This is a genomic window from Methylobacterium sp. WL18, assembly GCF_008040015.1.
Taxonomy (GTDB): Bacteria; Pseudomonadota; Alphaproteobacteria; order Rhizobiales; family Beijerinckiaceae; genus Methylobacterium; species Methylobacterium mesophilicum.
The window spans coordinates 1-9,042 of the sequence record NZ_VRVD01000147.1 but is presented as its reverse complement, the minus strand read 5'-3'; the positions used below and the strand labels follow the sequence as shown (position 1 = coordinate 9,042).

At 69.7% G+C, this 9,042-nt stretch carries 9 protein-coding genes; 4 read left to right on the top strand and 5 right to left on the bottom strand.

From position 1 onward, the window contains the following. Positions 1 to 352: 352 nt before the first annotated feature. Genes FV228_RS12980 through FV228_RS12965 form a run of 4 tightly spaced genes read left to right on the top strand, consistent with a single transcriptional unit; the run spans position 353 to position 3,894 of the window. Positions 353 to 1,102 (top strand): SDR family oxidoreductase, encoded by a 750-nt coding sequence (locus FV228_RS12980; RefSeq protein ID WP_147855002.1) that lies wholly within the window; start codon positions 353 to 355, stop codon positions 1,100 to 1,102. 10 nt (positions 1,103 to 1,112) lie between these two features. Next, positions 1,113 to 1,976 carry a transketolase gene (locus FV228_RS12975; protein ID WP_187277724.1) on the top strand — a complete coding sequence of 288 codons (864 nt, stop codon included), beginning with the start codon at positions 1,113 to 1,115 and terminating at the stop codon, positions 1,974 to 1,976. Further along, complete coding sequence (locus FV228_RS12970) at positions 1,973 to 2,995, top strand: transketolase family protein (RefSeq protein ID WP_147855001.1); 1,023 nt, start codon at positions 1,973 to 1,975, stop codon at positions 2,993 to 2,995. Before FV228_RS12975 ends, FV228_RS12970 begins: the two co-directional genes overlap by 4 nt. Continuing rightward, positions 2,986 to 3,894, top strand: a complete 909-nt coding sequence (locus FV228_RS12965) for an NAD(P)-dependent oxidoreductase (protein WP_147855000.1) — start codon at positions 2,986 to 2,988, stop codon at positions 3,892 to 3,894. The genes FV228_RS12970 and FV228_RS12965 overlap by 10 nt, the downstream gene beginning before the upstream one ends. A gap of 28 nt (positions 3,895 to 3,922) precedes the next feature. On the opposite strand, the gene FV228_RS12960 is transcribed toward FV228_RS12965, so the two are convergent. From FV228_RS12960 to FV228_RS12940, 5 genes are all read right to left on the bottom strand, one after another. Continuing rightward, positions 3,923 to 4,717, bottom strand: a complete 795-nt coding sequence (locus FV228_RS12960) for an ABC transporter ATP-binding protein (RefSeq protein WP_147854999.1) — start codon at positions 4,715 to 4,717, stop codon at positions 3,923 to 3,925. Positions 4,718 to 4,725: 8 nt separating this feature from the next. Then, the gene (locus FV228_RS12955; RefSeq protein ID WP_147854998.1) at positions 4,726 to 5,535 is read right to left on the bottom strand and encodes an ABC transporter permease; all 810 of its coding nucleotides are present in this window, start codon (positions 5,533 to 5,535) and stop codon (positions 4,726 to 4,728) included. Between the two features lie 4 nt (positions 5,536 to 5,539). Beyond that, positions 5,540 to 6,514, bottom strand: a complete 975-nt coding sequence (locus FV228_RS12950) for an ABC transporter substrate-binding protein (protein WP_147854997.1) — start codon at positions 6,512 to 6,514, stop codon at positions 5,540 to 5,542. A gap of 112 nt (positions 6,515 to 6,626) precedes the next feature. After that, positions 6,627 to 8,549, bottom strand: a complete 1,923-nt coding sequence (locus tag FV228_RS12945; protein WP_147854996.1) for an ABC transporter ATP-binding protein/permease — start codon at positions 8,547 to 8,549, stop codon at positions 6,627 to 6,629. A gap of 98 nt (positions 8,550 to 8,647) precedes the next feature. Next, the gene (locus tag FV228_RS12940) at positions 8,648 to 8,851 is read right to left on the bottom strand and encodes a DUF1127 domain-containing protein (protein WP_147854995.1); all 204 of its coding nucleotides are present in this window, start codon (positions 8,849 to 8,851) and stop codon (positions 8,648 to 8,650) included. Positions 8,852 to 9,042: the final 191 nt, after the last annotated feature.

Below are 9,042 nucleotides of genomic sequence, written 5' to 3'. Positions count from 1 at the left end.
AACAGGCAGGCGTTGGCCACATCGTCGGCCACCATTTCGTCTGCCCGGCCGATGCCCGCCGCCGGGCGCCGCTGCGGGTCTTCGCCCGCTGGCTCGCCCGGGAACTCGGGATCGATCTCGCCGCCGAGCTGGCTTGAAACGCACCCGCAGGTGAATCCCATTCACCTGCGGGTGCAGGATTCGCGTTTGTCGCGGCCGGTCTCACCGGGCCAATGTCGCCCCAACGAACAAGACGCGAGGAAACGTCACCGCGAGGCCGCCGATCTCCGGATCGCGGTCGCCGGCCGGCTTCAGCCTCCGTCGCGACGACAGGCTTCGATCCCGCACGCGCGCGGATCGCCGGGAGGGTCCCATGCTGTTGAACGATCGGGTCTGCGTGATCACCGGGGCGGCCTCCGCCCGCGGCATCGGCAAGGCCACCGCGCGCCTGTTCGCGCAATACGGCGCCCGCATCGCCGTGCTCGACCTTGATGCCGGCCAGGCCGAGGACGCCGCCCGCGACATCGGCGCCGGCCATGTCGGCCTCGCCTGCGACGTGACCGACCGGGCCGCCTGCTCCCGGGCCGCCGAGGAGATCGTGGCCCGACTCGGGCGCATCGACGTGCTGGTCAACAATGCCGGCATCACCCAGCCGCTCAAGATCATGGACATCGCGCCGGAGAACTATGACGCGGTCACCGACGTGAACCTGCGCGGCACCCTCTACATGAGCCAGGCCGTGATCCCGGGGATGCGCGGCCAGGGCTCCGGGGCGATCGTGTGCATGTCCTCGGTCTCCGCCCAGCGCGGCGGCGGCATCTTCGGCGGCCCGCATTACAGCGCCGCCAAGGGCGGCGTGCTGGGCCTCGCCAAGGCGATGGCCCGGGAACTCGGCCCCGACGGGATCCGGGTCAATTCCGTGACGCCCGGCCTGATCCAGACCGACATCACCGGCGGCAAGCTCACCCCCGAGCTCAAGGTCGAGATCGCCAAGGGCATCCCGCTGGGGCGCCTCGGGGTGGCCGACGATGTGGCCAACGCCTGCCTGTTCCTGGCCTCCGACCTGTCCGCGTACATCACCGGCGCGGTGATCGACGTGAACGGCGGCATGCTGATCCACTGAGGAGCACGCCATGACGTCTCCGTCCCCGACCGAACGGCCCCGCGCGGGGTCCAACGTCCCGCTCGGCGAGCGCGCCTACCACATCCGCCGCCATGCCCTGCGCATGGGCGAGGTCCAGGGCCAGGGCTACATCGCCCAGGCGCTGGGCATCAGCGACGTGCTGGCGGTGAGCTACTTCCACGCCATGACCTACCGGCCCGAGGATCCCGAATGGGAGGGCCGCGACCGGTTCCTGCTGTCGATCGGCCACTACGCCATCGCCCTCTACGCGGCGCTGATCGAGGCGGAGATCATCCCGGAGGACGAGCTGACGAGCTACGGCGGCGACGACAGCCGCCTGCCGATGTCGGGCATGGCCACCTACACGCCGGGCATGGAGATCACCGGCGGCTCGCTCGGCCACGGGCTCGGGATCGCGGTCGGCATGTGCCTCGGCCTGAAGCGGAAGGGCTCGAAAAACTTCGTCTACAACCTGTTTTCCGACGGCGAGCTCGACGAGGGCTCGACCTGGGAAGCCGCCATGTCGGCGGGCTCGTTCAAGCTCGACAACCTGATCGGCCTCGTCGACGTGAACGGCATGCAGGCCGACGGCGCCTCAACGGGGGTGCTCAACTTCGAGCCGCTGGCCCCGAAATTCGAGGCGTTCAACTGGTTCGTGCAGCGGGTCGACGGCAACGACATCGACGCGCTGGTGACGGCCTTCGACGCCGCCCGGAACCACCCGGGGCCGCAGCCCCGGATCATCATCTGCGACACGCGCATGGCCAAGGGCGTGCCGTTCCTGGAAGCGCGCGAGCGCAACCACTTCCTGCGCGTCGAGCCGGACGAGTGGCAGCGGGCGCTGGCGATCCTGGACGAAGGGAGGGTGCGGTGAGACGCTCGAAATACGAGAAGCCCGCCCCGCGGGAGGGCGGCAGCCTCAAGACCTCGGCGATGATCGCCTCGCTGGCCGCCCCCGGGCAGCGCACCAAGGCCGCGCCGTTCGGCCACGCCCTGGTCGAGCTCGCCAAGACCCGGCCCGACATCGTCGGCCTGTCGGCGGACCTGTCGAAATACACCGACCTGCACATCTTCGCGCAGGCCCATCCCGAGCGGTTCTACCAGATGGGGATGGCCGAGCAGCTCCTGATGAGCGCGGCGGCCGGGCTCGCCCGCGAAGGCTTCACGCCGTTTGCCACCACCTACGCGGTGTTCGCGGCGCGGCGGGCCTACGACTTCATCTGCCTGGCGATCGCGGAGGAGAATCTCGACGTCAAGATCGCCTGCGCCCTGCCCGGCCTGACCACCGGCTACGGCCCGAGCCACCAGGCGACGGAAGACCTCGCGATCTTCCGCGGCATGCCCAACCTCACGATCATCGACCCGTGCGACGCCCACGAGATCGAGCAGGTCGTGCCGGCCATGGCCGCCCATAAGGGGCCGGTCTACCTGCGGCTCCTGCGCGGCAACGTCCCGCTGGTGCTCGACGAGTACGGCTACACGTTCGAGCTCGGCAAGGCCAAGACGATCCGCGACGGACGCGACGTGCTCGTTGTCTCCTCCGGTCTGATGACCATGCGGGCGCTGGAAGTGGCGGACGCTTTGCGCGACGACCGGATCGACGTGGCGGTCCTCCACGTGCCGACGATCAAGCCTCTGGACGAGGCGACCATCCTGCACGAGGCCCGACGTGGCGGACGCCTCGTGGTGGTGGCCGAGAACCACACGGTGATCGGCGGTCTCGGCGAGGCGGTGGCGGGCGTGCTGATGCGCAACGGAACGATGCCGGAGCGCGGCTTCCGCCAGATCGGCCTGCCGGACGAGTTCCTGGATGCCGGCGCCCTGCCGACGCTCCACGACCGCTACGGGATCTCGGCGGCCGCCATGGCGCGGAGCATCCGCGGATGGCTGTGAGCCGCCTCGCCTTCGTCGGCCTCGGCGCCATGGGCCACCCGATCGCCCGCAACCTCGCGGCCAAGCGCCCGTCCGACTCCGAGACCGTCGTGGCGGTGGATTCCGACCCGGCGCGCCTGGCCGGGCTCGACGGGCCGGGCCTCGTCGCGACGGCGGATCGCACGGCGGTCGACGGCGCCGCGGTGCTGTTCCTGTGCCTGCCGAACGGCGACGTGGTCGAGGCGGCCCTGTTCGGCGGGGATCGTCTCGCCGAGCGGCTGGCGCCGGGGGCGATCGTGGTGGATCTCAGCACCATCGCGCACGCCAAGGCGCTCGCCATCGGGCGCGCCGTGGCGGCGACCGGGCGGCGTTTCGTCGATGCCCCGGTCTCGGGGGCGCCGGCGGGCGCAGAAGCCGGGACGCTCACGGTGATGTGCGGCGGCGACCCGGAGAGCGTCGCGGCGGTCCGGCCGCTGCTGGAGCGGATCGGCACCAGCGTCCTGCATATGGGGCCGGCGGGCTCCGGCCAGCTCACCAAGACGATCAACAACGTGCTCTACGACATCAATATCGCGGCGCTGGCCGAGGTGCTGCCGATGGCGGTGGCCATGGGGCTCGATCCGGAGCAGATCGCCCAGGTGGTCACCACCGGCACCAGCCGGAGCTACGCGGCGCAGTACTTCGTGCCGCGCATCCTCCAGGGCCGCTTCGACGAGGGCTACCCGATGGGCGCGGCCTACAAGGACCTCGTCGCGGCCGCGGCGATCTCGGCCGAGGGCGGCTATCCCATGCCGGTCACGGCCGCCGCCACCGCGACCTACCAGACCGCCCTGCGCCAGGGCCACGGCGACCGCGACAAGGGCGCGATGGTGCTGCCGTTCGAGGCGCTGCTCGGGGTGAAGGTCCGGTCCGGCGGGTAAGCGCCGCGGCTGCGATCCGAAAAGATCCTCAATCCACCGCCGGGGCGTGCAGCTCCGCGTCGGTGAAGCGCGCCTGCTCCTCCATCACGAGCTGGCCCAGCTCGCGCTTGATCGCGTTGAAGTCGGCGCTCGCCGGGTCCCGGGGCCGGGGGATCGGCACGGTGACGTCGCGCTTGATGCGCCCGGGCCGGTAGGTCATCACCAGGATCCGGTCGGCCAGGTAGATCGCCTCCTCGATCGAGTGGGTCACGAACACGATCGTCTTGCGCGAATCGGCCCAGATCCGGAGCAGTTCGTCCTGCAGGGTGCGCCGCGTCAGGGCGTCCAGGGCCCCGAACGGCTCGTCCATCAGCATCACCGGCGGGTCGAGGGCGAGGATGCGGGCGATGGCCACGCGCTGGCGCATTCCGCCCGACAGGTCCTTCGGGTAGCGGGTGCGGAAATCCGACAGGCCGAGCGTCGCGGTGATGCGGTCGACCGTCTCGTTGGCCTGCGCGCGCGGCACGCCCTTGATGTCCAGGCCGAAGCGGACGTTGTCCTCGACGCTCATCCACGGGAACAGGGCGTATTCCTGGAACACCATGCCCCGGTCCGGGCCGGGATCGACCACCGGCCTGCCGCCCACCGTGATCGTGCCCGAGGTGAGCGGGCTGAAGCCCGCCATAGCGTTGAGCAGGGTGGACTTGCCGCAGCCCGAGGGCCCGAGCAAACACAGGAACTGGCCCTCCGGCACCGTTGCCGAGATGTCCTGAAGGGCGGCGACGCCCGAAGCGCCGCTGCCGAACACCTTGACGGCGTTCGCGACCACGATCTCTGCCGACATCGTCCGGGTTACCGCTCCAGGCCGCGGTGCCAGCGCAGCAGGTGATCGTTGAGGCGGCTCATCGCCCCGTCGATGATCAGGCCGAGGATGCCGATCGTCAGCATGCCGCCGATGATCTTGTCCGACCACATGTATTCCCGAGCCTCGAGGATCCGGTAGCCGAGCCCGTCCGAGACCGCGATCATCTCGGCGACGATCACCACGATGAAGGCGGTGCCGATGCCGATGCGCATGCCGGCGAGCACGAACGGGCTCGCGGCCGGCAGGATCACCCGGCGGAACATCGTCCAGGAGCCGGCGCCGAGGTTGCGGGCGGCGCGGATGTAGATCGAGTCGACCTGACGCACCCCCGCGATGGTGTTGACCAGGACCGGGAAGAAGGTCCCGAGCGCGATCAGGAACAGGGCCGGCGGGTTGCCGAGCCCGAACCACACGATGGCGAGCGGGATGTAGGCGATCGGCGGGATCGGGCGCAGCACCTGGAGCAGCGGGTTGAACAGGGCGTAGAGCCTGTCGTTGGTGCCGAGCATCAGGCCGACCGGGACGGCGAGCCCGGCCCCGATCAGGAAGCCGGAGACCACCCGAGACAGGCTGGAGACCGCGTCGTGCGGCATCTCGCCGGAGAACAGCCAGGACAGGTAGCTCTCCTGACCGGGATCGTACGGCATGGCCGGCAGCAGGCCGGACCACCATTTCACCGCCACCGCGCTCGGCGGCGGCAGCACCACGGCCGAGACGAGGCCGGTGCGACTCGCCAACTCCCACAGGATCAGCAGCGCGACCGGAACCAGGACGCCGCGAAGGTCGCGCAGGGCCATCGGATCACTCGACCTTCAGGTCGGCCTTGGCCTTGTCGAGCAGATCGAGCTTGACCCACTCGGCATCGCTCTTGGGCGGGTTCTGCATCTTACCCAGCCCGTACTTGACCATGTAGTCGGTGGTGACCTGCATGTGCCCCGCCGGCATGGCGTAGGTGTAGCTCGCGTTGGCCATGCCGTCGCGAAAGTCCTGGCTGGTCAACTGGCCCTTGAACACCTGCTCGCGGACGTATTTCTCGGCGAGTGCCGGGTCGTCGATGAAGGCCTTGGTGGCGGCCACGAACAGGCGCAGCACCTTGGCGGCCACCTCCGGCCGCTCGGTGTACATCTTCTCGGTCATCACCAGGGGCCGGACCGGCTTGCCGATCGGGGTGTCGTAGGGCTTGACCAGCTCGACGCCCCAGCCGGCGCTGATCGCCTGGGTCGATTGCGGCTCCGACTGGCAGATCACGTCGACGTATTTCTGCCCGAGCGCCTGGTTCAGGTCGGCGTAGTTGTTGAAGTAGGTCAGCTGCACGTCCTTGCCGGGACGCTCGGACCAGGTCAGCCCGTGCTTGTCGAGCTCGGCCAGCAGCATCAGGTCCTGCGTGCCGCCGCGGACGGTGGCGACCTTGAGGCCCTTCAGGTCGGCCGCGCTCTTGGCCGGCAGGTCCGGCCGCTTGAGGATGCGTACGCCGCCGTCGGCGAAGCCCGCGACGATCACCAGCTTCACGCCGTTGCCGCGGGCGGCCACCGCGCCGTCGCCCCCGGAGGCCGCGATGTCGATCTGGTCCACGGCCATGGCCGGGTAGATGTCGGCGCCCTTGGCGAACTGGCGCTCGTCGATCTTCAGGCCGTATTTCGGGGCGATCTCCTTCATGTAGGAGATGGCGCCGTAATGGGCGAATTTCAGGTTGCCGAGCCGGACGACATCCTCCGCCCGGACGGTGCCGCCGAGGGCGACCAGCATGGCGCCGGCCGCGATCAGGCCCTTCAACATCGATGTCTCCCCCGACCGGACGGCCTAAGCCGATTCGCAGCGCGGCCTTCGTGATGGGCCGTTCAGCGCAGTATAACGAATACAGCCGGAGAAGTAATCCGCCCCCGCGTGACTACTCCGCCGGTTCCGTCGCCGGCACGGCCCCGCGCCCGGCCCGGATCGGCAGGACCGGGGTGTCGGCGCGCTGAAGCACTTCGAGCGCCGCGTCGGCCTCGCGCTGGCGGTCCCAGAGCGCCGCGTAGATGCCGCCGGCCTCCAGCAATTCGGCATGGGTGCCGCGCTCGGCGATGCGGCCGTGGTCGAGCACCAGGATCGCGTCGGCATTGACCACCGTGGACAGCCGGTGGGCGATCACCAGGGTGGTGCGCCCGCGGCTGACCCGGTCGAGCGCCGACTGGATCTCGGCCTCGGTGAAGGAATCCAGCGCCGAGGTCGCCTCGTCGAGCACCAGGATCGGCGGGGCCTTGAGGATGGTCCGCGCGATGGCGACCCGCTGCTTCTCGCCGCCCGACAGCTTCAGGCCGCGCTCGCCGACCGGCGTGTCGTAACCCTCCGGCAGGCCGGAGACGAAGCGGTCGATCTGGGCGAGCTGGGCCGCCTCGCGCAACTCCGCATCGGTGGCGTCCGAGCGACCGTAGCGGATGTTGTAGCCGATCGTGTCGTTGAACAGCACCGTGTCCTGCGGGACCATGCCGATCGCCGCGCGCAGCGATTCCTGGGTCACCGCGGCGATGTCCTGACCGTCGATGCTGATCCGGCCGGCCGACGGCTCGTAGAACCGGAACAGCAGCCGCGACAGTGTCGACTTGCCCGCCCCCGAGGGGCCGACCACGGCCACCGTCTGGCCGGCCTGGATCTCGAACGAGACGCCGCGCAGGATCGGCCGCTCCGGCGTGTAGGCGAAGCGCACGTCCTCGAACCGCACCGTGCCGCCCGCCACGCTCAGCGGCGCGGCGCCGGGCCGGTCGGCAATCTCGGGGTTCTGCCCGAGGATGCGGAACATGTCGTCGATGTCGATCAGCGCCTGTTTGATCTCGCGGTAGATCATGCCCATGAAGTTCAGGGGCATCGACAACTGCACCAGCAGGGTGTTGGCCAGCACGAAGCCGCCGATCGTCGTGCGCCCGGCCAGGATGTCCCGGGCCGCGAGCCACATCACGATCGTCATCCCGATGGTGAAGATCACCGCCTGGCCGGCATTAAGCACGGCCAGCGACACGTAGGTCTGGGTCGAGGCCTTTTCGTATTTCGCCATCGACACGTCGTAGCGGGCGGCTTCGCGGGCCTCCGCGCCGAAATACTTCACCGTCTCGTAGTTGAGCAGCGAGTCGACCGCCTTGGTGTTCGCGTCGGTATCCGAGGCGTTCATCCGGCGGCGGATGGCGATCCGCCACTCGGTCGCCTTATAGGTGAAGGCCAGGTAGGCCCCGACCGTGAGGAACGCCACCAGCGCGTAGCGCCAGTCGAACTCGTAGGCGAGGACGCCGAGCACCAGCGCGAACTCGACGATGGTCGGCACCAAAGTCAGCACCATCAGGCGCGACAATTCCTCGATGCCGGCGCGGCCGCGCTCGAGCACCCGGGTGAGACCGCCGGTCTTGCGCTCCAGGTGGAAGCGCAGGGACAGGCGGTGCATGTGCTCGAAAGTCCGGAGCGCCAGGCGGCGCACCGCGTGCATCGCCACCTTGGCGAACAGCCCGTCGCGCACCTGGGTCAGCGCCGACATGGCGATCCGCGACACACCGTAGAGGGCGATGAGCAGCATCGGGGCCGCGAACAGGCCCGTGGGCAGCGGCGCGTCCTTCCCACCGATCGCGGCTACCAGCGCGTCGGTGATCCACTTGAAGGTGAACGGGGTCACCATGGTCACGAGCTTGGCCGCGAGCAGCAGCCCGAACGCCAGGAACACCCTGCGCTGCAGGTCGGGCCGGCCGTGCGGCCACAGGTGCGGCCAGAGGCGCCGATAGGTGGCGAGCAGCCCGGGGCGCTCGGCCGGGTGTGCGGACCCGGCCGGGGGCACGGTGTCGTCGGTCATGCGGGATTCGATGCAGGAGGAACGGCGGGAGGAAGGATCTTCCACCCGCATATAGGTCCGTGGAACGGACCGGGCACCCGCAGCCGCCGCAGGGCCGGTCATCCTCTCCAGAACGGCTTCCGGATTTCGCGGCGCAGGTGCCAGGGTTCGATGCCGGCATCCCGCAGCTGGTCCGGATGCAGGGCGGCGAGCAACCTCCGGGTCCGGATGCGCTGGAGCCAGAGACCCAGCAGGGATGGGACGGCGGACCGGCTCGCGGAGCGCGCAGGCGTGGCCGCGGACGGCAGGGTGACGATCGACATGGCGTAGGTTCCGGTGACGGGACGCAGTCCGGCCGGGATTGCGGGCGCAGGATTGAACCGATAGATATCTCGGATCAATCGAAACATTGCACTCGGAGCAATGATGCGGGCTTCGGATTATCGCACCGTCGCGGACGCGGTGGCCGGCGAGATCGCCTCGGGGCGCCTGCGCCCGGGCGACCGGCTGCCGC

Coding starts and splice junctions, on each gene's coding strand:
- FV228_RS12950 (WP_147854997.1), bottom strand. CDS start 6,514: ATGTTGAAGGGCCTGATCGCGGCCGGCGCCATGCTGGTCGCCCTCGGC.
- FV228_RS12960 (WP_147854999.1), bottom strand. CDS start 4,717: ATGTCGGCAGAGATCGTGGTCGCGAACGCCGTCAAGGTGTTCGGCAGC.
- FV228_RS12945 (WP_147854996.1), bottom strand. CDS start 8,549: ATGACCGACGACACCGTGCCCCCGGCCGGGTCCGCACACCCGGCCGAG.
- FV228_RS12965 (WP_147855000.1), top strand. CDS start 2,986: ATGGCTGTGAGCCGCCTCGCCTTCGTCGGCCTCGGCGCCATGGGCCAC.
- FV228_RS12940 (WP_147854995.1), bottom strand. CDS start 8,851: ATGTCGATCGTCACCCTGCCGTCCGCGGCCACGCCTGCGCGCTCCGCG.
- FV228_RS12980 (WP_147855002.1), top strand. CDS start 353: ATGCTGTTGAACGATCGGGTCTGCGTGATCACCGGGGCGGCCTCCGCC.
- FV228_RS12975 (WP_187277724.1), top strand. CDS start 1,113: ATGACGTCTCCGTCCCCGACCGAACGGCCCCGCGCGGGGTCCAACGTC.
- FV228_RS12955 (WP_147854998.1), bottom strand. CDS start 5,535: ATGGCCCTGCGCGACCTTCGCGGCGTCCTGGTTCCGGTCGCGCTGCTG.